Here is a 23,786-nt window from a genome sequence, read left to right on the forward strand (position 1 = left end):
AGGCGGCGTTCGGCGTTGGCCCGGGCGCTGCGGCCCTCGTGTGCCGTCTCGGTTGAACTCACAGCAACCCCTCCCCGTTGAGCGCCCGGGTGACGGCGTCGCGCAGCTTGTCCACGTCGGCCTCCGGGTCGATGTCCTCCAGCGGATGCAGCGTTCCCGACACCGCCAGGGACACGTCGTTGTACAGCGGCGTCTGGGGCCGGAGCGTCGCCTCCTTGAACGTCGCCACCAGCTCGTCGGCGAACGGGTAGGTCTCCCGCACCGTGTCATCGGAGTAGAGCGACTCGATCGTCGGGGGCAGTCCGCCGTTGGTGGCGGCGTAAACCTGATTGTCCTCGCCGGCCAGGCACGCCGCCGCCTCGAAGGCCTCGTCGGGATGCTTCGACATGGCGCCGACGCCGATGTTGACCCCGCCGAGCGTGACGTGGGCCGGCTCGTCGGCCGTCACCCGGGGGAACATCGCCCACCCCAGGTTCTTGAACACCTCCGGGGCGTTGGCCTCGGCGCTTGGATAGACGAAGGGATAGTTCAACATGAACGCCGACTCGCCCGCCTCGAAGCTCAGCCGGTTGTCGTCCTCGATCGACGTGGACAGCGTGTCGGGTGCCGCATCGGAGCGGGCGTACTTGGACAGCACCTCCAGCGCTGTGCGCGTGGGCTCCTCCTCGAGCGACACCTTGGTGGCGTCGTCGTTGAGGATGCTGCCGCCCGACGACGCCAACACGGTGTTGAACAGCACGGTCAGCCCCTCGTAGCGCTGGCCCTGCGTCTGGATCAGGTGGGGTTTGCCCTCCTGCTCGAGCTTCGCCGACATGTCGAGCATCTCGTCCCAGGTTGTGGGTGGTGTCTTCACCAGGTCCTTGCGGTACCAGAGCAGCTGGGTGTTCGAGGTGAAGGGGACGCCGTACACCTCGTCCTCATAGGTGGCGCTCTCGACGGCGGCCTCGAGCTTGCCCTTGGTCGCCGCTTCGGCCGCTTTGCCTTCCAGCGGCAGGATCCACTCGGCGCCGGCAAACTCTGCGGTCCAGATGACGTCCATGCCGATCAGGTCGATCGACGTGTCGCCGGCGGCCAGGCGACGCACCAGCTGCTCTCGCTGCTGGTCGGCGTCTGCCGGCAGCACCTGCACCTTGATGTCATAGCTGTCGGTCGAGCAGTTCTTGGCGGCGTTGGTGAACGAGCCGCCGGGCTCATCGAAGACGTACCAGTTGAGCGTCGGGGCTCCGCCCTCGTCGCCACCACAAGCGGACAGGCTCAGACCGAGCGTGACCAGCGCCAGAATCGCAGTGCACAGCGGACGTCCCCGGGGACTCATCGCATAGTTTCCTTGAGTTGGACAGTGAGTGACAGTGGGCACAGCCGGGGGGAGCTGACGAATACCTACCCCACTGTCGCAACGTCCAAACAACAAACCCGATCGTTGTGACTCGGAGGCGCCGACAACCGGCACCTCCACACCCCTCGCCGCTCACGGGCGTGTGGTCAGGAGTCGATCGAGCGCTGGTAGGCGAGCACCGCCAACGGCGCGCAGATGACGACGATGGCGACGATCCAGATCCACGAGTACGCAACCGGGTGGACGAGCGACCACGGTGCGCCCGGTTCGGTCGGGGTGTTTGGGTTGCCGAACAGGGTCCGCAGGGCGTCGGCCACGGTTGTGATCGGGTTCCACGACGCGACCGTGCGCAGCGGGCCGGGCATCGACGAGATCGGCACGAACGTCGAAGCGACGAAGGTCAACGGGAACAGCGCAACGAACGCGATCCCGCTCACCCCCTCCGGGGTGGCAACGAGGCTGCCCAACAGCACGCCGATCCAGATCATGGCGAACGCAAACGCCACCATCAGGGCGTAGGCGCTGAGCGTGTCGAACAGGCTGCCGCGGATCCGCCACCCGACGACGTAGCCGGTGGCCGACATGAGCGCGATCGGCAACAGGGCCTTGATGACGTTGGCGACGGCGTGTCCGCCGAGCACCGCACCGCGGGAGATCGGCAGCGCCCGGAACCGGTCCACCGCCTGGTTCTTGCGATCGTTGGCGATGCTGAGGGCCACGCCGAACGCGGTGAACACCAGGGTCTGGGCCATGATCCCGCCCATCAGAAACTCGCGGTAGCGCTGTGGGGTGGACTCACCTCCGCCGGGAACGACGATGGCGCCGCCGAACACGTAGGCGAACATGATGACGAACATGATCGGCTGGATCGTGGCGTCGCTGAGCTGTTCGGGTTGGCGACGCATGTGGATGAGGCCGCGCCGTGCGATCACCCACACGTCGTGGGTCACCCCTCTGGGCTTCGGTAAGGCCTCGCCGCCTTCTCGGCTCGCGGCGTGGCGGCCGTTCGATTCGATTGGATTGGTGATGGCGGTCATCGGTGGGCCTCCTCGGCCTCGTCAGATGGTTGGTCGGCCTCGGCGGGAGCACCGGTCAGGGTGAGGAACACCTCGTCGAGGGTGGGCTGGCGCAGGCTGAGGTCCTCGACGGCGACCCGGTTGTCGGCCAGCGCGTTGGCCACCGAGGCGAGGGCGGCGACGCCCTCGGTCGTGGGTGAGGTGGCGGTGCGTGCGGGGCGGTCGACCACCGGATGGGTGCCGGTGACTCGGGCCAGGATGGCAGCCACCTCATCGAGTTGCGACGGATCGTTGATCGTCACGCCGATGTTGTCGCCACCCACCTGACGCTTGAGGCTGCGCGCATCACCGCGTGCGATCACCCGACCATGGTCGACGACGAGGATGTCGTCGGCCAGACGATCGGCCTCGTCCAGGTACTGGGTGGTCAACAGGATCGAGGTGCCGTCGCCGACCAGCGTCTCGAGCACGCCCCACAGCTCGGTGCGGGCCCGGGGGTCCAGCCCGGTGGTCGGCTCGTCGAGGAACAGCACCGACGGACGGCCGACCAGCGTCGCCGCCAGGTCCAAGCGCCGGCGCATGCCGCCCGAGTAGCCGGAGCTCACGCGGTCGCCGGCATCGGCGAGTGAGAACTGTTCCAGCAGTTCCCGGGACCGCGCCTTGGCGGCCCGGCCCGACAGCTGGTGCAGCTCACCGTTCATCACCAGGTTCTCGTGGCCGGTGAGCAGCGGGTCCACCGTTGCGTCCTGGGCTGCGAGACCGATGCGGCGGCGCACCTCGGTCGGGTGAGTGGCCACGTCGAATCCGGCCACAGTCGCCGTTCCAGCGGTGGCCTGGGCGAGCGTGGTCAGGATACGCACCACCGTCGTCTTGCCGGCCCCGTTGGGGCCGAGCACGCCGGTGACGGTGCCCGTGGGCACGTCGATGTCCACCCCGGAAAGGGCGACCGTCTCGCCGTAGTGCTTGACGAGGCCGGTGGCCTCGACCGCTAAGGAAGATGTCATGAGGGCGACTCCACGATCACGTCCCGTCGCCACGTGCGAACGGGACTGGAAAATGCTGGCACGAGTAACCGACGACGCGCGACCGCTTTTCTCACAGCGGCTTCCTTTCTCGGCACGGACGAGGTCGTCGGGGTGGGTGGCCGGAGCCTTCGTGCAGAAGCCTGACCGCCGAGTTGTGCATGACCACCATGCATAAATCGGCGGTCAGAGTTTTGCACGAAGGGACAGCAGCACCGGGAGCTGCGTCATCCCCGTCTCCAACCGTGATCGCCGTGTCCGCGTGATCGTCGTGACGTCGGCAGGTTCTCCCGCCGTGCCTGGTCGGTGACCAGGGAGACGGTGCCCGTTTGAGCGCGCCGCCTTGCAGTTCTTGCGATGATGGACCGCATGACCTTCATCGCCCTTCGCTACGACATGCGGACCACCCCGACCGGGGCGGACCACGAGGCGCTCTACCAAACGGCCATGGATCAGATCCGCTGGGCCGATCAGCTCGGGCTGGACGCGGTGGTGTTGTCGGAGCACCACGTCAGCGAGGAGGGCTATCTGCCCTCGCCGCTGGTGATGGCCGGTGCGGTGGCCGGGGCGACCGATCGCATCACGATCATGCTCGCCGCGCTGGTTGCCGGCCTGCAGCACCCGATCCGCCTGGCTGAGGACCTGGCGGTGCTCGACCACCTGGCGAGTGGCCGGGTGCTGGCCGTGCTCGGCATCGGCTATCGCCCGATCGAGTTTGAGGTGTTCGGCGCCGACCGCAGCCGTCGCGGACCGCTGCTCGAGGAGCTGGTGGGCGTGCTGCGCCAGGCCTGGGCGGGGGAGCCGTTCGAGTTCCGAGGTGCGACGATCGTGGTACGGCCCTTGCCGCTCACCCCGGGCGGGCCGATGCTGGCGGTCGGCGGATCGGTGGCGGCGTCGGCGAAGCGGGCGGCGCGGTTGGGGCTGCCGCTGTTCGCCGGTCACAACGACCCGGAGCTGGGCGAGATCTATCAGGCCGAGTGCGCCCGGCTGGGCCACGAGGGCGGCTGGACGATGATCCCGTCCGGTCCGATGTTCGTGCACGTCAGCGACGACCCCGAGCGGGACTGGGCCCGGATCGGTCCCATCGCCCTCGACGACGCCGCCGTTATGGCCTCGTGGCAGACCGCCGGCAACCGCTCGCTGGTCGATTCCGCAGCGACCACGCTGCACGATCTGCGCTTGGAGGGCACCTACCGGGTGGTCACCCCCGACGAGTGCGTCGAGCTGTGTCGGCAGGTGCACACCCTGACGCTGCACCCGCTGATGGGCGGGCTGGACCCCGACCTGTCATGGGCCAGCCTCGAATTGTTTGAGTCCGACGTACTCCCTCGTCTGCGCGCCAACTGATCGCCTCGAACGGGCGTAACTCGTGAGGGCTCATCGGCCCCGAGGCACCTCGGGCGGCCACACCGACCAGCCGCAGATATATCAAGCGGTCGACATACGTAGCGACCATTATGTAACCTGTCCGGCCGTGGGCCGCACCCAGGAAGCACGACGCGCCGAGACCCGTCGCCGGTTGCTCGACGCCGCCACCGACCTGTTTGCCCGGCAGGGTTATCACGCCACCTCGGTCGAGGCGGTCGCCGCCGCGGCAGACCGCACCACCGGAGCGCTGTACAACCACTTCGGCGGCAAGTCCGGCCTGTTGGTCGCCCTGCTCGAGGACTGGATCGCCCAGACGGTCGCCGGCCTCACCGCCGGGCTTCCCAGCCTGTCCGACCTCGATGGTCGCTTGGCCGGCATGTGGACCGGGCTGATCGCCAGCGACGACGCCAGCGCTGACGCCTGGCTGCTCCTCGAGTTTGAACTGTGGCTGCACGCCGTCCGCGACCCCGAGATCGGCCAGATCGGCGCCGAGCGCTTCCGTCAGATGCGCACCGGACTGGCCGGGGCGCTGGAGGACTGGGCAATCGAGTTCGGCTTCCACCTTCCCGGCCCGAGCGACGAGGTGGCGTCGCAGCTGATCGCCCTGCTGACCGGCATGGCGTTTCAGCACCGGCTCGACCCGGACGCGATCTCGACCGGGGCGGTTCTCGCCGGGCTGCGCCGGCTTCTTGAATTGACCCCCGAGCCGGCCCGTCTGACCATCTGACCACCCGTCCACACCCGACACATCACCATCCAGGAGCCATCCCATGCAGACCGAACTGGCCAAGCGCCTCGGTATCGAGTTTCCCATCTTCGCCTTCACCCATTGTCGTGACGTCGTGGTCGCCGTCAGCAAGGCGGGCGGCTTCGGCGTGCTCGGTGCGGTCGGGTTCACGCCCGAGCAGCTCGAGACCGAGCTCACCTGGATCGACGAGCACATCGGCGACCTGCCCTACGGCGTCGACATCGTCATCCCCGGCAAGTACGAGGGCATGGGCGAGGGCGATGCCGAGAAGCTCGAGCAGGAGCTGAAGGACCTGATCCCCGAGCAGCACCGCAAGTTCGTCGATGACATCCTGCATGACCACGGCGTGCCGGACATCCCCGACGAGGACAAGATGCAAGAGCTGCTCGGCTGGACCGAGGCGACCGCCGGCCCGCAGGTGCAGGTTGCGCTGTCGCACCCCAAGGTGAAGTTGCTCGCCAACGCCCTGGGTACGCCGCCGCCGGACGTGATCGACGAGATCCACGAGTCCGGCCGCCTGGTCGCCGCCCTGTGCGGCACGGCCTCGCAGGCCACCCGCCACGCCAACGCCGGCGTCGACATCGTGATCGCCCAAGGCACCGAGGGTGGCGGCCACACCGGCGACGTCGCCTCGCTGGTGCTGTGGCCCGAGGTGATCGACGCCATCGGCGACACGCCGATGCTGGCGGCGGGAGGCATCGGCAGCGGCCGCCAGATGGCGGCGGCGCTGGCCCTGGGTGCCCAGGGCGTGTGGACGGGGTCGCTGTGGCTCACCGTCGACGAGGCCGACGTGCCACCGGCGCAGATGAAGACGCTGCTCGAGGCGACCAGCCGCGACACGGTGCGCTCGCGATCGTGGACCGGCAAGCCGTGCCGCATGCTGCGCAACGAGTGGACCGAGGCCTGGGAGGCCGAGGGCAACCCCAAGCCGCTCGGCATGCCGATGCAGTTCATGGTCACCTCCAACGCGGTGCAGCGGGGCCACCTCTATCCCGAGCAGGCCAAGGACGTGAACTTCAACCCGGTCGGCCAGATCGTCGGCCGCATGAACAAGATGCGGCCGACACGCGAGGTGGTGTTCGACCTGGTGAGCGAGTGCATCGATGCCACCGAGCGCCTCCAGGGCCTCATGAACTCGACCACGGAGGCGTCGGCATGACCGCCACGACGAGCCCCGATTCCCGCGACGAGGGGATCGGTTCGCCCGCGACCGGCGGCTGTCCTTTCACGGGCGCGGTCGCCCGTGGGCCGATCGAACCGGTCGCCGTCGAGCCGGGCTTCGACTTCACCGACCCCGATCTGATCGCCGACCGCATCCCGCTCGAGGAGCTGGCCGCGCTGCGCCAAAGCGCCCCGATCTTCTGGAACCCGCAGACCCGCGAGGAGTCGTCCTTCGACGACGGCGGCTTCTGGATGGTCACCCGGCACGCCGACGTGAGGGCGATCTCCGGCGCCCGGGACGGCTGGTCGTCCGAGGAGAACACGGCGGTCGTCCGCTTCGACGGTGCGACTGTCGGCCCCGACGAGCGGGCGATGCAGCGAGAGATGATCCTCAACATGGATGCGCCCCGGCACACCAAGCTGCGGGGCATCATCGGCCGGGGCAGCTTCACCCCCCGGGCGATCGGCCGGATCGAGGGAGCGCTCGACCAGCGGGCGCGTCAGATCGTGTCCGACGCCGTGGCCAAGGGCAGCGGCGACCTGGTGGCCGATGTGTCGTGTGAGCTGCCGCTTCAGGCGATCGCCGACCTGGTCGGGTTCCCCCAGGAGGACCGCAAGAGGATCTTCGACTGGTCCAACCAGATGGTGGCCTACGACGACCCGGAGTACGAGGTGGAACCGGCCGTCGCCGCCGCCGAGATCCTCGGCTACGCCATGGGGCTGGGCGAGGCCCGCAAGGCGGACCCGCAGGGCGACATCGCCACCCGGTTGCTCACCGCCGACCTCGACGGCGAGCTGCTGACCTCGGAGGAGTTCGCCTTCTTCTGTTTGATTCTGGCGGTCGCCGGCAACGAGACCACCCGCAACGCGATCAGCCACGGTATGCAGGCGTTCTTCGAGAACCCCGACCAGTGGGAGCTGTTCAAGCGGGAACGGCCCGAGACGACCGCTGATGAGATCGTGCGTTGGGCCAGCCCGATCGTGATCTTCCAGCGCACCGCCACGACCGACCACGAGATCCACGGCACGAAGATCAAGGCCGGTCAGCGGGTGGGGTTGTCCTACAGCTCGGCCAACTTCGACGAGACCGTGTTCGACGAGCCGCACCGCTTCGACATCACCCGTAGCCCCAACCATCACGTGGGCTTCGGCGGGGGCGGAGCGCACTACTGCATCGGCGCCAACCTGGCCCGCATGGAGATCAACCTGATGTTCAACGCCATCGCCGACCTGGCACCCGACATCGAGCCGCTGGGCGACCCCCGCCGGCTGCGCAGCGCCTGGATCAACGGCATCAAGGGCCTTCCGGTGCGCTACGCCTGAGGCGGTGCGCCTTTGGGACGATTGGAGGTCACCTGTTGGCCCGTCATCATCCCAAAGGTCGGCATCCACGCTGGGCGAGCGCGAACACGACGCCAAGATGTGGCGATTGGCCGTGAAGAAGGCGTGAAGGCCATTCCCAGCAGGACGAGGGGCGCCTAGACCTCTTCGCATGACAGATGTGCTGCTGCTGATCCTGCTGATCGGTGCCTTCGCCGTCTTCGCCGGTTACGTGACCGTGTGCGACCGCATCGTCGGTCCGGACGACGATGTCGACGTGACGTCGCCACCGACGCCCTCGGCGTCGGTGGCGAGCCCCGCCGCAGGGGAGGGATCGTGAACCTCGAGAGCATCGCCGGCCTGGTGATCGCCGCCGGACTGTTCGTCTACCTGGTCGTCACCCTGATCTGGCCGGAGCGCTTCTGATGTCCGCCGCAGCCATTTTTCAGATCTTGGTCCTGTTGGTGTTGCTCGGCGTCACCGTGCCGCCGCTCGGGCGCTACCTGGCGGGGGTGTTCGGCGACCCGGAGCTGGGCGGCGAGCCCGAGCCCACCCCCGGCGAGCGGGTGTTTGGCCCTATCGAGCGCATGATCTACCGGGCCTGTCGCATCGACCCCGGATCACAGCAGCGCTGGACCGGGTACGCCATGTCGCTCCTGGCGTTCAGCCTCGCATCGGTTGTGGGGTTGTACGCCCTGCTCCGATTGCCAGGGGTGCTACCGCTGAACCCCGATGGCCGCCCGGGCGTCGGCCCGACGGTGGCGTTCAACACGGCCATCTCGTTTCTCACCAACACCAACTGGCAGGCCTACGGCGGCGAGACCACGATGAGCCACCTCAGCCAGATGGTGGGCCTGACCGTGCAGAACTTCGTGTCGGCGGCCGCCGGCATGGCGGTGATCGTGGCGATCATCCGGGGCATCAGCCGGCGGGGGTCGTCCACCCTGGGCAACTTCTGGGTGGACCTCACCAGGATCGTCGTGCGGGTGCTCGTGCCGATGGCGTTCATCGCAGCGATCCTGCTGGTCAGCCAGGGCGTCATCCAGAACTTCTCGGGGACCCAAACGGTGTCGGGCGTGGCCGGCGTCTCCCAGTCGATCCCCGGTGGCCCGGCGGCCTCGCAGGTGGCGATCAAGCAGCTGGGCACCAACGGCGGCGGGTTCTTCAACGCCAACTCGACCCACCCCTTCGAGAATCCCAACGGCTGGACCAACCTGCTGCAGATCTGGTTGATCCTGTCGCTGCCCCTGGCCATCCCGCTCGCCTACGGGCGGATGGTGAAGGACCGCAAACAGGGCAACGTCTTGCTCGGCGTGATGATGGTGCTGTGGCTCGGGTCGGTGCTGCTGGCCAGCACTGCCGAGACCGCCGGTAACCCGATGCTGACCGATCGAGGCGCCGACCAGGCGGTGGCCGCCCAGCAGTCGGGCGGCAACATGGAGGGCAAGGAGACCCGGTTTGGCCCGGGGACCTGTGGGCTCTTTGCCGGCACCACCACCGGAACCTCCACCGGCGCGGTCAACTGCATGCACGACTCGATGACCGGCGCCGGCGGCGGCGTCACCATGGTCAACATGCTGCTCGGGGAGGTGAGCCCGGGCGGCGTGGGAGTGGGGTTGATGGGGCTGCTGATCTACGCCCTGCTGGCGGTGTTCATCGCCGGGCTGATGGTCGGGCGAACGCCGGAGTACCTCGGCAAGAAGATCCAAGCGACCGAGATGAAGCTGGTGGTGCTCTTCATCGTGGTCATGCCCCTCACCGTGTTGGGCCTGAGCGCGGTGAGCATCCGGTTGGGCACCGTGCTCGACCAGTCGATCCAGGATCCGGGGGCGCACGGCCTGAGCGAGGTGCTCTACGCCTTCACCTCGGCCGCCAACAACAACGGCTCGGCGTTCGCAGGCCTCGACGCCAGCACCAACTGGATGACGATCACCCAGGGCATCGCCATGCTGCTCGGCCGCTTCGGGCTGATCATCCCGGCCCTGGCCATCGCCGGATCGCTGGCCCGTAAGGAACGGGTGCCGATCACCGCCGGCACGTTCCCAACCGGCACCCCGCTGTTCGGCGGCCTGGTGACCGGCGTCGTGCTGATCGTCGCCGGACTCACTTTCTTTCCCGTACTTGCGCTCGGCCCGGTGGTCGAGGCGCTGGCGATGCGCTGAGGAGCCTGATGACCGCCACCGCAATTCCAACACCCCAATCCCCTGACGAGCCGGTAGCCCACGATCCGGGCGACACCCGGCGCCCGGCCAAGGCCTCGGTGCTCGATCGATCGATCATCGGTCCCGCTCTCCGCGACAGCGTGCGCAAGCTCGACCCGCGGGCGATGGCCAAGAACCCGGTGATGTTCATCGTCGAGGTGGGCGCTGCGCTCTCCACCGTGTTGTTGTTCACCGGCATGGGCAGCTCGTCTGCGTCGGAGAACGTCTTCAACGTCATCGTCACCGTCGTGCTGTGGTTCACCGTGCTGTTCGCCAACTTCGCCGAGGCGATGGCCGAAGGCCGCGGCAAGGCGCAGGCGGCCAGCCTGCGAGCCACCCGCCAGGAGACCTCGGCGCGCCGCCGCAACGCCGACGGCAGCATTTCTGACGTGGCCTCGACCGAGCTCGACATCGGCGACGAGGTGGTGGTCGTCGCCGGCGAGGTGATCCCCGGTGACGGCGACATCGTCGAGGGCATCGCCACCGTCGACGAGTCGGCGATCACCGGCGAGTCCGCACCGGTGGTCCGCGAGTCGGGCGGCGACCGCTCGGCGGTCACCGGCGGCACCAGGGTGCTGTCCGACGAGATCGTCGTGCGCATTTCGACCCGTCCCGGCGAGTCGTTCCTCGACCGGATGATCGCCCTCGTCGAGGGCGCCGAACGCCAGAAGACCCCCAACGAGGTGGCGCTCGGCATCCTGTTGTCCGGCCTGACGATCATCTTTCTGCTGGCGGTGGTCACCCTGCAGCCCTTCGCCACCTATTCGGGCGACAGGCAGTCGCTGATCGTGCTCACCGCCCTGCTCGTGTGCCTGATCCCCACCACGATCGGCGGCCTGTTGTCGTCGATCGGCATCGCCGGCATGGACCGCCTGGTGCAGCGCAACGTGCTGGCCATGTCCGGCCGGGCGGTCGAGGCCGCCGGCGACGTGTCCACCCTGCTGTTGGACAAGACCGGCACGATCACCTTCGGCAACCGCCGGGCGAGCGAGTTCGTGCCGGTGCACGGCGTCGGCGATGCCGAGCTGGCCGAGGCGGCGCTGGTGACCAGCCTGGCCGACGAGACCCCGGAGGGTCGCTCGATCGTCGACCTGGCCGCCGAACAGTTCTCGTTGTCCGCCGAGCTGGAGGCGGGCGCCGAGCTGGTGCCGTTCACCGCCCAGACCCGCATGAGCGGCGTCGACCTCGTCGACGGTCGCCAGCTGCGCAAGGGCGCCGCCGACTCGGTGCGTCGATGGGTGGAGGAGCTCGGCGGGTCGACGCCCCCGGAGCTGCTCACCCATGTGGCCGACATCTCCAACTCCGGCGGCACACCGCTGGTCGTGGCCGACGGCACCCGGGTGCTTGGCGTGGTGCACCTCAAGGACGTCGTGAAGCCCGGCATGCGCGAGCGCTTCGACGAGCTGCGGGCGCTCGGCATCCGCACGGTGATGATCACCGGCGATAACCCGCTGACCGCCAAGGCGATCGCAGCCGAAGCGGGGGTCGACGACTACCTGGCGGAGGCGACCCCGGAGCAGAAGATGGAGCTGATCCGAGCCGAGCAGGCCGGTGGCCGCCTGGTGGCGATGACCGGGGACGGCACCAACGACGCACCGGCGCTGGCGGCGGCGGACGTTGGGGTGGCGATGAACACCGGCACCCAGGCCGCCAAGGAGGCCGGCAACATGGTCGACCTCGACTCCAACCCCACCAAGCTGATCGAGATCGTCGAGATCGGCAAGCAGCTGCTGATCACCCGGGGATCGCTCACCACCTTCTCGATCGCCAACGACGTGGCCAAGTACTTCGCCATCATCCCGGCAATGTTCCTGGTCGCCTACCCGGAACTCGATGCCCTCAACATCATGGGTCTGGGCTCCGCTCGATCGGCGATCCTGTCGGCGGTCATCTTCAACGCCCTGATCATCGTGGCGCTCATCCCGCTGGCGCTGCGCGGCGTGCAATTCCGGGCGGTCGGCGCCGCCGAGGTGCTGCGGCGCAACATCGCCATCTACGGGCTGGGCGGGCTGATCGCCCCGTTCATCGGCATCAAAGCGATCGACCTGATCATCACCACCCTGGGAGTCTCCTGATGCGTCGCCAACTGCTCACCGGCCTGATCATGCTGGGCATGATGACCGTGCTCGTCGGCGTCATCTACCCGCTGGCGGTCACCGGGGTCGCCCAGCTGGCCTTCGGTGACCGCGCCAACGGCTCGATCATCGAAACGGAGGGTCAACCGGTGGCCTCATCCCTGATCGGCCAGAACTTCGAGGGCCCGGAGTGGTTTCACCCTCGGCCGTCTGCTGCGGGCGACGGCTACGACGGCGCCGCCAGCGGGGCGTCCAACCTGGGCCCGACCAGCGATGAACTGCTCGACCTGGTCGGCGAACGCGTCGACGCCTACCGGGCCGAGAACGGGCTCGACGACCGTGCCCAGGTGCCGGTCGACGCCGTCACCGCCTCCGGGTCGGGCCTTGACCCGCACATCTCGGTGGCCAACGCCCAGATGCAGGCCCCCCGGGTGGCGGCGGAGCGCGGCCTCGACGACGAGGTGGTCGCCGACCTGATCGACGACGCCACGCAGCGCCGCCCGCTGGGCGTGCTCGGCGACGATGGCGTCAACGTCGTCCAGCTCAACCTGGCCCTCGAGAACGGCGAAGCCCGCTGATGGACGCGCTTCGTAGACTCCAACCGTGAGCAGAGGCCGCCTCCGCATCTACCTGGGCGCCGCGCCGGGGGTGGGCAAGACCTATGCCATGTTGGGCGAGGGACGCCGCCGCCTCGACCGGGGCACCGACGTGGTGGTCGGCTTCGTCGAAACCCACGGCCGCCGCGACACCGCGGACCGCCTCGAGGGCCTCGAGGTGGCACCGCGGCGGGTCCTCGACCATCGCGGCGCCGAGCTGGAGGAGATGGATCTCGACGCACTGCTCGCCCGCTGCCCCGAGGTGGCGCTCGTCGACGAGCTGGCCCACACCAATGCCCCCGGATCGCGCCACGCCAAGCGCTGGCAGGACGTCGAGGAGCTGCTCGACGCCGGCATCGACGTGATCTCCACCGTCAACGTCCAGCACCTGGAGTCGCTCAACGACGTCGTCGAGGCGATCACGGGCGTGCGCCAGCGCGAGACGGTGCCCGACCGGGTGGTGCGCGACGCCGAGCAGGTGGAGCTGGTCGACATGACGCCCGAGGCCCTGCGCCGCCGCATGGCTCACGGCCACATCTACGCGCACGACAAGGTCGACGCCGCCCTCAGCAACTACTTCCGCCCGGGCAACCTGGGCGCGCTGCGCGAGCTGGCCCTGTTATGGCTGGCCGACAAGGTCGACGAGGCCATGCGGCGCTACCTGCGCGACGAGCGGATCGTGGGCACCTGGGAAACGCGTGAGCGGGTGGTGGTGGCCATCACCGGCGCCCCGAGCGGCGACCACCTGATCCGCCGGGCCGCCCGCATGGCGCGACGCAGCCACGGCGACCTGATCGGGGTGCACATCCGCCCGGGCACCGGGCTGCGGGAGGGCCCCGACGAAGCGCTGTTTGCGCACCGGGCGCTGCTCGCCGACCTGGGCGGCACCTACCACGAGACGACCAGCGACGACGTCGCCGAGGGGCTGGTTGCGTTCGCCGAATCGGTGCGCGCCACCCAGATCGTGCTCGGCGCCTCCCACCGCGATCGACTCTCCGAGCTGGTGCGGGGCTCGGTGATCAACCGCGTGATCCGAGCTGCGGGCGAGATCGACGTCCACGTGATCTCCCGCGACGGCGTCGTAGAACGGGCGCCGCTGCCGGCCGCTCACCGTCGCCGCCGGTCCCGGCTGTCGCGTCGTCGGCGGGTTGCCGGCTGGGCGCTGGTGGTGGTTGGCCTGCCGCTTCTGACCGTCGTGCTCGACGCCGCCCGCAACTCGATCGGGCTGCCCTCGGTTTTGGTGATCTACCTGCTGTACGTCTGCGTCGTGGCGGCGGTCGGTGGGTTCGGCCCCGCCCTCGTCACCGCACTCGCGTCGACCGCTGCGGCCAACTGGTACTTCACCCAGCCCCTCTACACGCTGCGGATCAAGGACCCCGAACACCTGATCGCGGTGGCGGCCTTCGTGTCGGCCGGCGGGCTCGTCAGCCTGCTCGTCGCCCGGACCGCCCGACGCACGGCCGACGCTGCCCGGGCGCGGGCGGAGACGGAGGCCCTCGTCGACGTGGTCGGGGCCGATGCCGGCGAGAACGATCCGGTGGCGGTGCTGCTCAGCCACCTGCGCATCACGTTTGGCCAACAGGCGGCGGCGGTCTTCGTCCGCGGCGACGAACGCAGCTGGAGCGTCGTCGCCGTCGACGGACCCGACCCGACACCGGATCCCGCCGATGGCGAGCGCCTGGAGCTGGGGGAGCACCACCTGCTCACGCTGACGCCGGGCGGTCTGACCGCCGCCGATCGACGTGTGCTGGGGGCGTTCGCCACCCGGTTGGTCGAGGCGCTGCAACGGCGGGTGTTGGAGGCGGCGGCCGGCGACCGAGCCGCATTGGCCCGGGCCGACGAGCTGCGCACGGCGATCCTGCGGGCGGTGTCGCACGACCTGCGCTCGCCGCTGGCGTCGATCAAGGCGTCATCGACCAGCCTTCTCCAGGACGACGTGGACTGGAACGCCGAGCAGCGCACCGAGTTTGCCCGCACGATCGACGAGGAGGCGGACCGGCTGGACGACCTGATCGGCAACCTGCTCGACATGAGCCGCATCGAGGCCGGCGCAGTCGAGATCATCGTCCGGCCCGTCGGGCTCGACGACGCCATCGCGGCGGCGCTCGCCAGCCTGTCCGAGGCCACCGAACGGGTCGTGATCGAGCTCGACGACGACGCCCCGGCGGCGCTGGCCGACGCGGGGCTCTTCGAGCGGGTGCTGGCCAACATCGTGTCCAACGCGCTGAACCATTCGCCCGCCGACCGCGAGGTCGTCGTTCAGGCGACCAGCCGTGACGGCTCGGCGGTGACGAGGATCATCGATCACGGTCCGGGGGTGTCCCCAGAGGCACGCGCCACCATGTTTCAGCCGTTTCAACGTTTCGGGGACGACACGAGCGGGGGAGTGGGCCTGGGGCTGGCGGTGGCCCGGGGCTTCATGACCGCCATGCACGGCGTGCTCGGCGCCGAGGAGACGCCCGGCGGCGGTCTGACCGTGACGCTGTCGCTGCCGCTGGCCGGGCGGAGCGATGCCATGCCGCCGCTCGGCCCCGACCCGGGAGCTCCGGTGTCCGCTTGGCGCACCGCCGGTCGATCGCCACTCGAGGCGACGCCGTGACCAACGTTCTGGTGGTCGGCGCTGTTTCCCGGGCGGGGGTGGCCTCGTGACCACCGTGCTGGTCGTCGACGATGAGCCGCAGATCCGGCGAGCGTTGGCCACCAACCTGCGGGCCCGCGAGTTCGAGGTGGTGCTGGCCGAGTCCGGGCGTGGAGCGCTTCAACTGGCGGCGGATCGTCACCCCGACCTCGTGCTGTTGGACATCGGGCTTCCCGACCTGACCGGGATCGAAGTGATCCACGGCCTGCGCGGGTGGACCGAGGTGCCGATCATCATGTTGACCGTGCGCAGCGAGGAGGCCGACAAGGTGGAGGCGCTCGACGCGGGAGCCGACGATTTCGTCACCAAGCCGTTCGGCATGAACGAGCTGCTCGCCCGCATGCGCGCTGCGCTGCGGCGCACCGCGTCCGGGGGCGAGGCCGTCCCGGTCGTGGCCGTCGGCCAGCTGCGGATCGACCTGGCCGACAAGCGGGTGGAGCGCTCCGGCCAGGCCGTGCACCTCACGCCCACCGAGTGGGAGCTGGTCGAACACCTGGTGCGGCACGGTGACCGCCTGGTCACCCAGCGCCAGCTGTTGACCGCCGTGTGGGGCCAGAACTTCGACGACGAGTCCGGCTACCTGCGGGTCCACATGGCCAACCTGCGCCGCAAGCTCGAGGCAGACCCCTCACACCCCAGGCACTTCAAGACCGAACCGGGCATGGGCTACCGGTTCCTCACCGACGGAGATGACCAGCGATGAACCGCTTCGATCGATTTCTTCAACGCATTCTCGCGTCGATCAGCGCCACCGACTCGAGGCGGGTCGGTCACGGCCGGTTCGAGACGGTGGAGCCGGCCGAGGGCCAGCCGCTCGTGCGGGCCCGGCTGATCGCCGGATACGTCCTGGCCGTCGCCCTGCCGGCGGTCACCGCTGCTGCGACGATTCCGCTGCGCGGCTCCCACACCGGCGCAGCGGCCGTGGTGCTCGTGCTGGCGGTCGTCGTGGTCGCGGCGATCGGCACGACGGGCCCGGCGCTGCTGGCGGCGGTGTGGGCCGGGGTGATCTTCGATCTCCTCCTCACCAAGCCGTATTACCGGCTGGCCATTTACGACGGCGACGACCTGTCCGCCGCGATCTCACTGGTCGTCGTCGGCGTCATCGTCGGCGTGCTCAGCAGCAGGCTGGCCAGCCTGGCCGCCCGCAACATCGCACGGCGCAAGGAACTTCACCAGCTGGTCAAGTTCATCCAGGCTGCCGATGTGGCCTCGTCGATCGACGAGCTCAGCGAGGTGTTGCAGGCCGAGCTGACCGATCTGCTCGGTTTGGCCAGCTGCGACTGGTCGCCCGACGGCCAGGGTGGCGACGGCCCCTGGTTGCTGTCGACCGGCTCGGTGATGGGCCCCTTGGCGGCGATGAACCCCGACCGGGCCGTGCTCCCCGACGGCCTCGACCTGTCCGTCGAGGTCGGGTCGGTCCGGTTGGGCCACCTGACCTTGTCACCCCAGCCCGGCCGTCGCACCTCGGTCGAGGAGCGGCTGACCGCAGCGACGATGGCCACGGTGTTCGCCGGGGCCGTCGCTCGCCTGCGGGCGTCGAGCCTCGAACCGGAGACCTGATCGGCAGCCCTGTGACCTAAAAAGCATCGAAGTGGGGAGTGGAAACGACCGCCAGGCGGTCGTTTCCACTCCCTACTTCGCAGTTTTGGGAAGCGTGCGCGAGAACGCGTTCTACCGAGTACGGTGGCGTTCGTCACAGATCCGGGGGGACGCGACATGGAAGTTGGGGGACGACGCAGGTCGGCCGGGTTCGGGTCGGGACTTCGCAGGCGGACATCGGCTGCCGTCATCGTGGTGGCCGTGCTGGCCGGCGGCTGCACCCGTGGTGCCGACGAGGTCGAGACCGGCGCGGCCGCACCGGTCGCCGCCGACGGTGCAACCGCCGCCGACGGCAGCACCTCGGGCAACGGTGGAACGCAGGCCCCGGGCGAACAGGCTCCGGCAGCAGGTGACTTTGGCGATCTCAAGGGCGTATGCGGTCCAGGTGACGCCTCGGGAGCGACGGCCCAGGGGGTCACCGACGACGCCATCCAGGTGGGCACGATCGCCGACCCCGGCTTCATCGGCCGCCCCGGGCTGAACCAGGAGATCTTCGACGCCGCCGAGGTGTTCACGTCGTGGTGCAACGACGCCGGTGGCATCAACGGCCGCAAGATCGTCGACGTCGAACGGGACGCCAAGTTGACCGAGTACAAACAGCGCGTCACCGAGTCCTGCCAGGAGGACTTCATGCTGGTCGGCAGCGGCGGCGTGTTCGACGAGACTGGACAGGAGGAGCGCCTCCGCTGCATGCTCCCCGAGATTCCCGGCTTCCAGGTGTCGCCCGAGGCCCGCGCCTCAGACCTGTCGGTCTCACCGATTCCAGCCGCGATCGACGAGTTGCAGGTCGGCCTGTTCCGCTATTTGGAGGACGAGTTTCCCGGGTCGACCGACCGGGTCGGCTTCCTCACCGGCAACATCGGATCGTTGGTGTTCGTCGACGCCCAGGCCCAGGATGCCGCCAAGGAACTGGGATGGACCTCGGTGTATCAGGCCCAGTACAACTCGACGGGCGAGGCCAGCTGGACGCCCTTCGCCGAGGCGCTGTCGAGCGACAAGGTCGAGGGCGTGGTGTACACCGGCGAGCCGGAGAACCTGGCCAAGTTGCTTCAGGCGATGGCCGACATCGGCTACGAACCCAAGTGGGTGCTCGCCGGCACCAACGTGATCGATCAGGGCTTCATCGAGGTGGGCGGCGCCGCGGTGAACAACGTCTACGCCGTGGCCTCGATCGTGCCGCCGTTCCTCGCCGCCGACAACCCGGCGACACAGCAGTACATGGACCTGTTCGCCGAGTACCTCCCCGACGGCAAGGACCAGGCGCTGCTCGGCTACCAGGCCTTCTCGGGCTGGCTGTTCTTCGCCACAGCGGTGAAGGAGTGCGGCTCCGATGTGACCCGCACATGCGTGTACGAAGCGGCGCGGGGGATCACCGACTGGACCGGGGGCGGGCTGAACGCAGCGACCAACCCGGCAAAGGACCAGGGCGCCGACTGCATGATGGTCGTCGAGGCCACGCCGAAGGGCTTCGTCATCCCCGACGACTTCAAGCCGACCGACGGGCTGTTCTCCTGCTCGAAGGACAACATCATCAAGCTGACCGGCGACTACGGGTCGGGCACCACCCTCGAGTCGGTCGGCAAGTCGATCGACGATCTCGAGTGACGTAAGTGGACAAGTTTCTGATCTTCACCATCGTCGGCCTCAGCCTGGCGGCGATCTACGCCATCATCTCCAGCGGGTTGGTGCTCACCTACACGACGACCGGCATCTTCAACTTCGCCCACGGTGCCATCGGCATGCTGGCCGCCTTCGCCTACTGGCAGATCCGCTTCCAGTGGGGCTGGCCCACCCCGCTGGCCCTGATCGTGGTGATCGGGGTGATTGCGCCGCTGTTCGGCCTGATGCTCGAACGGGTGATCATGTCGGGCCTGGCCGGCACGAGCGAGGCGACCAAGCTGGTCGTGTCCATCAGCCTGCTCGTCGGCCTGATCGGCCTGGCCAACCTGATCTGGACGCCGGGCCAGAGCCGACCGATGAGCACCTTCTTCCAGGGACGCAGTCTGGACCTTGGGGTCACGTCGATCACGTATCACCAGGCGATCACCATCGGCGTGGCGATTGCGGTAGCCATCGGCCTGCGCTGGTTGTTGTACCGCACGCGCATCGGCGTCTCGATGCGGGCCAACGTCGACGACCGGTCGCTGGCGCTGCTCAACGGCGCCCGTCCCGACCGCATCGCCCTGATCAGCTGGGCGGTCGGCGTCGGGCTGGCGGCGGTCGGCGGCATCCTCATTGCACCGTCGCTGTCGCTCGAGGCCGGGTCGCTGTCGCTCCTCATCGTCAACGCCTACGCAGCGGCGATCTTCGGTCGCCTGCGCTCGCTGCCGCTGACCTTCGTCGGGGCCATAGCGATCGGCCTGACCGAGGGCTACCTGGCCGGTTACCTGCCTGGCGACAACCGGTACCTGGCCGGGATGCGCCCGGCCGCAGCGGTGATCATCCTGTTTCTGGCGCTGCTGTTCGTGCCCAACCCCCGCCTGCGCACCCGCACCCAGCTGCGCGAGTTCTTCCCGTCGCCGTCCCGCCCGGGCACGTTCGTCCTGGCCGGTGTCGTGATCGCCGTCGGGGTCGTCATGGTCACCACCCTCGACGCCGGCAGCCTGATCTCCTACGGGCCGGTGTTCTCGTTGGGGATCGTCGCACTGTCGTTGGTGCCGCTGGTCGGCTTCGCCGGGCAGATCTCGCTGGCCCAGCTGACCTTCGGTGGTATCGGCGCCATCGCCGTCGCCCATCACGGCGGTGGCGGGTCGCCGCTCGGCCTGGTGCTGGCGATGGTGTTCGCCGCCGCGGTCGGGGCGCTGATCGCCCTGCCGGTGATGCGGCTCTCGGGCATCTACCTGGCGCTGGCCACCGCTGCATTCGGCGTGGCGATGGACCGCTGGATCTTCAACCTGCCCGACTTCGACCTGGGCCCGATCCACATCAGCCTGTTCAACGTCAACAGCACGAGCATCGACGCGCTGTCGCTGTTCGGGTACCGCTTCGACACGCCCGGTCGGCAACTGATGCTGTCGGCGGTGGCCTTCGCCGTCGTTGCGGTGCTGGTCGCCGCACTGCGCTGGAGCCGCTGGGGCCGCCAGCTGGTGGCCATGCGCGACAGCGAGGTGGCCTGTGCCACCTTCGGCCTGGACCTGCGCTGGCCGCGGGTGGGCGTATTCACCCTGTCGGCGGCCATCGCCGGGTTGGGCGGTGCCCTCTACGGCATGCAGCTCGGCACGGTGTCACCATCGCGCTACGACCTGCTCACCGGCCTGCCGATCTTCATCCTGGTCGTCGTCGGCGGTGCCGGACTGATCGGCGGCGCCCTGTTTGCCGGCATCAGCCTGTTTGGCCTCATCCCGCTGACCTCCGGCCTGGGGCCGCTGTTCGCCAAGATCAACACGATCACCCCGGGCCTCGCCGGCATCGGCCTGGGTCGCAGCCCCAGCGGGGTGGTGCCGCTGATGTCCGCTGGGGTGGCCCCGTTGCGTCGGGATCGTCCGGCGCTGATCGCCATGGTGGCGGCGATGATCGGCGCCTACGCGCTGCGCCTGGCCGGGGTGATCGACAACTGGCCGTTCGCTGCACTGGTGGCGGCCTCGTTCGTGATCGCCGGGGCCCTGGCGACGGCGAGGGCGGGACGGGCTGCCGGCGCAGAGCGCAGGGCGACACCGACCGGACAGTTCCCCGATGCCGGCATCGAGTGGGCAGGGATCGCACGGGCCTGGTCGGCCGCCGACCTGGCCTCGATGAACGAGGAGCTGTCCTTCGACGGGACCGGCAATGCGGGCGTGGCGTTCGTCCCCGCCCGTACGGGTGGGCTTGGAGCGCCGGCGGTGGCAGCCAGGCGGGGCGAAGCGACGAGGAGGTGGTCGGTGGGCGTGCTTGAGGCGACCGATGTCGTCGTGTCGTTTGGCGGTAACCGGGCGCTCGATTCGGCTTCGGTCGTCGCCCCCGAGGGGCAGATCACCGGGCTGATCGGGCCGAACGGGGCGGGCAAGACCACCCTGTTCAACGCCATCACCGGGCTGGTCACACCGTCGTCGGGTCGGATCACCCTCGACGGCGTCGACATCACCCGCAAGTCGATGCACCGGCGGGCGCGGGCCGGCCTGGCTCGAACGTTTCAACAGCTCGAGCTGTTCACGATGCTGTCGGTGCGCGAGAACATCCGGGTGGCGGCCGACATCCATCACCGGTGGGCCCGCCATGCGGGCGACCCGGCTGCGTTCACCGAGCGGGTCCTCGATCGCGTCGGCCTGCGCGACGTGGCCGACGAACGGGTCACCACGCTGTCGACGGGCCATGGCCGGCTGGTCGAGCTGGGCCGTGCGCTCGCCTGCGAGCCGAGCGTGCTGCTCCTCGACGAACCGGCGTCGGGCCAGAACGATGCCGAGACCGCCCGCTTCGGGCAGCTCCTCGTCGAGCTGGCCGGCGATGGCACGACGATCGTGCTGGTCGAACACGACATGTCACTGGTGATGGAGGTCTGCGACACGGTCAACGTATTGAACCTGGGCCGCATGCTCATCAGCGGACCCCCCGCCCAGGTGCAGGCCGACCCGGCAGTGCTCGAGGCCTACCTTGGCGCTCCTCAGCCGGATCAGCCCAAAGCGGGTGCTCGATGAGTGGGAGTCCGCTGGTGGAGCTGCGCGGCATCCACGCCGGCTACGACGGGATCGATGTGCTGCATGGGGTGGACCTGGTGGTCGGCGCCGGCGAGGTGATGGCGATCCTCGGGCCCAACGGCGCCGGCAAGTCGACCACCCTCAAGGTGCTCGCCGGCCTGCTGCCGGCGTCTGCTGGCGACATCAACATCGCCGGGCGCCGGGTCAACGGCGCCAGGGCCGACGACCTGGCCCGGCGCGGCCTGTGCCTCATCCCCGAAGGTCGGGGCATCTTCCCCAACCTCACGGTGCGGGAGAACCTGTGGATGATGACCCACCGGGGCCAGGACCGTGCCCGCATCGAGGAGCGCTCGATCGCCCGGTTCCCGCAGCTGGCCAAGCGGATCGATCAGACCAGCGGCACCCTCTCCGGCGGCCAACAGCAGATGCTTGCCATGGCTCGCGGGCTGGCGACCGACCCGGCCCTGTTGGTGCTCGACGAGCTGTCGATGGGGCTGGCGCCGATCATCGTCGACGAGCTCTACGCCACCGTCGCCCAGGTGGCCGCCCAGGGCACCTCGGTGCTGCTCGTCGAGCAGTTTGCCCGCATCGTCATCGACGTGGCCCACAGGGCCGCAGTGATGGTGCAGGGCCGCGTCGTTGAAACCGGACGGCCCCACGACATCGAAGAACGCCTCTCCCAGGCCTACCTGGGTGGATGAAGGAGAAGCCCTGTGCCCGAGAACCCTGTGCCCGAGAACCCTGTGCCCGAGAACCCTGTGACTGCCGAGAACCCCGAAACGGGCGAGGGTATCAACCGGGTGGAACAGTTCAGCGCCGAGATCGCCGACATGGCGCTGCCCGGCACCGCCAGCGGTCGCGACCGTGCGCTGCTGTGGGTCGGCGCGGCGCTGATGATCGTGGCGGTCGTCATGGTCATCGTCGCCTACTTCATCGGTCACAGCACCACCAACCCGCTGCAGCAGCGCGACGCCATCGTCAGCGCCCTGATCGGGCTCACGCTGGCCGTCGTCGGCGCGGCGCTGTTCGTCCGCTACTCCCTCGCCCAGTTTCTGCGGTTCTGGATGGCCCGCCTGTCGTTCGACTCCGCCACCGCCACCGACCGGCTGGTCGACGCGCTCCGTGAACGGGACTGAGTTGGACGAGCGGGACTGAGTTGGGCGAACGTCCAGTCCGAACCAACGGGACTGACGCCATGGCCGTGACGCGGCGGCGGACTATCCCTCTGCAGCCCGGTCGGCCACGATCAGGATTTCGCCCTTGTCGTTGAAGATCGTCAGCTGCTCGCTGATCTCCACCCGGGCCGCAGCGTTGAGCGCCGCTCCCAGCGCATCCTCCTGCTCCATCAACCCCTCCGGGTCCTCGCAGGCCATCAAGGTGCGCTGCCCGTCGCCGATCGACAGGGTTGAACCGTCGAGCTCCCAGGTGCTCCCGATCTTGTTGCAGCCGGCGTCTGCGCTGAGTGTGCCGTCGTCGGCGAATTCGATCGTCGGGGTGGTGCCCTCGAGCGGGGTGGCCAGCGCGTCGTCGGTGGCCAGGTTGACGATCTCCCAGGTTCCCACCAGCGCGGTGGCGAGGTCCTGGGTATCGAAGACCAGGTCGACGTCGTCACCATTGGTCAGGGTCAGCCGGTCGCCATCGACGGCGACGCTGTCCACCTGCTCGAGCGCCGTGAGGAAGGCGGTCTCAGCCTCGTTGGTCGCCGGGTCGCAGGCCATCCTGGTCGTGGCGATCGGTCCCAGCGCAACCCGGTCGCCGTCGATGGTGAACTCGGCGTTGTAGGTGTTGCACGGGGCCCGACCCGACATCCGGCCCGACTCGACGGCGAGTGTGACGCTGCTGCCCCCGGGGATCGGCGGAGTGCTTCCAGCGCCGTCGAGGACCCAGGTTCGTTCGTCGAGCGCTTCGCTCAGGTCTCCCGCCCCGCCGGCCTTGTCCGGGGTGGGATCGTCGTCGGAACCGCCGCAGGCGGCGAGCGCCCCAGCGGCGAGCATCAGGGCGAGGGCCAGGCCCAGCGGGCGGCGCGCCGCCGTTCTGATTGGGAGGAGTCGCTGGGAGGTCGGGCGTGAGGCCATTCCCGGGACGCTAGCGACCGA

General features: G+C 69.1%; 20 protein-coding genes and 1 pseudogene. 17 read left to right on the plus strand and 4 right to left on the minus strand.

All coding sequences use genetic code 11. The features are described from left to right. Positions 1 to 58: 58 nt before the first annotated feature. From IPN02_09370 to IPN02_09380, 3 genes are all read right to left on the minus strand, one after another. Positions 59 to 1,315 carry an ABC transporter substrate-binding protein gene (locus tag IPN02_09370; GenBank protein ID MBK9297028.1) on the minus strand — a complete coding sequence of 419 codons (1,257 nt, stop codon included), beginning with the start codon at positions 1,313 to 1,315 and terminating at the stop codon, positions 59 to 61. 167 nt (positions 1,316 to 1,482) lie between these two features. Next, positions 1,483 to 2,373, minus strand: coding sequence for an ABC transporter permease (locus IPN02_09375; GenBank protein MBK9297029.1), 891 nt, complete (start codon positions 2,371 to 2,373; stop codon positions 1,483 to 1,485). Beyond that, the gene (locus IPN02_09380) at positions 2,370 to 3,356 is read right to left on the minus strand and encodes an ATP-binding cassette domain-containing protein (GenBank protein ID MBK9297030.1); all 987 of its coding nucleotides are present in this window, start codon (positions 3,354 to 3,356) and stop codon (positions 2,370 to 2,372) included. Before IPN02_09380 ends, IPN02_09375 begins: the two co-directional genes overlap by 4 nt. A 387-nt stretch (positions 3,357 to 3,743) precedes the next feature. Here IPN02_09380 and IPN02_09385 point away from each other — a divergent pair, with 387 nt between their 5' ends. The 17 genes and pseudogenes from IPN02_09385 (at position 3,744) to IPN02_09465 (ending at position 22,826) form a co-directional block, all read left to right on the plus strand. Then, the gene (locus IPN02_09385; protein MBK9297031.1) at positions 3,744 to 4,721 is read left to right on the plus strand and encodes an LLM class flavin-dependent oxidoreductase; all 978 of its coding nucleotides are present in this window, start codon (positions 3,744 to 3,746) and stop codon (positions 4,719 to 4,721) included. Between the two features lie 127 nt (positions 4,722 to 4,848). After that, complete coding sequence (locus IPN02_09390) at positions 4,849 to 5,469, plus strand: helix-turn-helix transcriptional regulator (protein ID MBK9297032.1); 621 nt, start codon at positions 4,849 to 4,851, stop codon at positions 5,467 to 5,469. Between the two features lie 43 nt (positions 5,470 to 5,512). Continuing rightward, positions 5,513 to 6,649, plus strand: a complete 1,137-nt coding sequence (locus IPN02_09395) for a nitronate monooxygenase (protein ID MBK9297033.1) — start codon at positions 5,513 to 5,515, stop codon at positions 6,647 to 6,649. Continuing rightward, the gene (locus IPN02_09400; protein ID MBK9297034.1) at positions 6,646 to 7,974 is read left to right on the plus strand and encodes a cytochrome P450; all 1,329 of its coding nucleotides are present in this window, start codon (positions 6,646 to 6,648) and stop codon (positions 7,972 to 7,974) included. Before IPN02_09395 ends, IPN02_09400 begins: the two co-directional genes overlap by 4 nt. Positions 7,975 to 8,143: 169 nt before the next feature. Continuing rightward, positions 8,144 to 8,311, plus strand: a complete 168-nt coding sequence (locus IPN02_09405) for a hypothetical protein (protein ID MBK9297035.1) — start codon at positions 8,144 to 8,146, stop codon at positions 8,309 to 8,311. After that, complete coding sequence (gene kdpF / locus IPN02_09410) at positions 8,308 to 8,397, plus strand: K(+)-transporting ATPase subunit F (GenBank protein ID MBK9297036.1); 90 nt, start codon at positions 8,308 to 8,310, stop codon at positions 8,395 to 8,397. Before IPN02_09405 ends, kdpF begins: the two co-directional genes overlap by 4 nt. Further along, a complete protein-coding gene (kdpA, locus tag IPN02_09415) occupies positions 8,397 to 10,133 on the plus strand; it encodes a potassium-transporting ATPase subunit KdpA (GenBank protein ID MBK9297037.1) in 1,737 nt (578 codons plus the stop codon). The genes kdpF and kdpA overlap by 1 nt, the downstream gene beginning before the upstream one ends. A 5-nt stretch (positions 10,134 to 10,138) precedes the next feature. Continuing rightward, entirely contained in the window at positions 10,139 to 12,247 is a 2,109-nt protein-coding gene (kdpB, locus tag IPN02_09420) for a potassium-transporting ATPase subunit KdpB (GenBank protein ID MBK9297038.1), read from the plus strand. After that, a complete protein-coding gene (gene kdpC, locus IPN02_09425) occupies positions 12,247 to 12,825 on the plus strand; it encodes a K(+)-transporting ATPase subunit C (GenBank protein ID MBK9297039.1) in 579 nt (192 codons plus the stop codon). The genes kdpB and kdpC overlap by 1 nt, the downstream gene beginning before the upstream one ends. Before the next feature lie 25 nt (positions 12,826 to 12,850). Beyond that, positions 12,851 to 15,442, plus strand: a complete 2,592-nt coding sequence (locus IPN02_09430; GenBank protein ID MBK9297040.1) for a sensor histidine kinase KdpD — start codon at positions 12,851 to 12,853, stop codon at positions 15,440 to 15,442. A gap of 46 nt (positions 15,443 to 15,488) precedes the next feature. Next, a complete protein-coding gene (locus tag IPN02_09435; GenBank protein MBK9297041.1) occupies positions 15,489 to 16,184 on the plus strand; it encodes a response regulator in 696 nt (231 codons plus the stop codon). Then, complete coding sequence (locus tag IPN02_09440; GenBank protein ID MBK9297042.1) at positions 16,181 to 17,041, plus strand: PAS domain-containing sensor histidine kinase; 861 nt, start codon at positions 16,181 to 16,183, stop codon at positions 17,039 to 17,041. Before IPN02_09435 ends, IPN02_09440 begins: the two co-directional genes overlap by 4 nt. Positions 17,042 to 17,197: 156 nt before the next feature. After that, positions 17,198 to 18,685 carry an ABC transporter substrate-binding protein gene (locus tag IPN02_09445; protein MBK9297043.1) on the plus strand — a complete coding sequence of 496 codons (1,488 nt, stop codon included), beginning with the start codon at positions 17,198 to 17,200 and terminating at the stop codon, positions 18,683 to 18,685. A 5-nt stretch (positions 18,686 to 18,690) separates the two neighbouring features. Then, positions 18,691 to 20,871: pseudogene (locus IPN02_09450) on the plus strand (ABC transporter permease). Between the two features lie 66 nt (positions 20,872 to 20,937). Further along, positions 20,938 to 21,690: an ABC transporter ATP-binding protein gene (locus IPN02_09455; GenBank protein ID MBK9297044.1), complete on the plus strand. Its 753-nt coding sequence runs from the start codon at positions 20,938 to 20,940 to the stop codon at positions 21,688 to 21,690. After that, positions 21,687 to 22,391, plus strand: a complete 705-nt coding sequence (locus tag IPN02_09460; GenBank protein MBK9297045.1) for an ABC transporter ATP-binding protein — start codon at positions 21,687 to 21,689, stop codon at positions 22,389 to 22,391. Before IPN02_09455 ends, IPN02_09460 begins: the two co-directional genes overlap by 4 nt. Positions 22,392 to 22,520: 129 nt before the next feature. Continuing rightward, entirely contained in the window at positions 22,521 to 22,826 is a 306-nt protein-coding gene (locus tag IPN02_09465; protein ID MBK9297046.1) for a hypothetical protein, read from the plus strand. Between the two features lie 81 nt (positions 22,827 to 22,907). On the opposite strand, the gene IPN02_09470 is transcribed toward IPN02_09465, so the two are convergent. Then, positions 22,908 to 23,765: an META domain-containing protein gene (locus IPN02_09470; protein ID MBK9297047.1), complete on the minus strand. Its 858-nt coding sequence runs from the start codon at positions 23,763 to 23,765 to the stop codon at positions 22,908 to 22,910. Between the last annotated feature and the right edge of the window lie 21 nt (positions 23,766 to 23,786).

The organism is Candidatus Microthrix subdominans, from assembly GCA_016719385.1.
In the GTDB taxonomy this organism is placed as follows: domain Bacteria; phylum Actinomycetota; class Acidimicrobiia; order Acidimicrobiales; family Microtrichaceae; genus Microthrix; species Microthrix subdominans.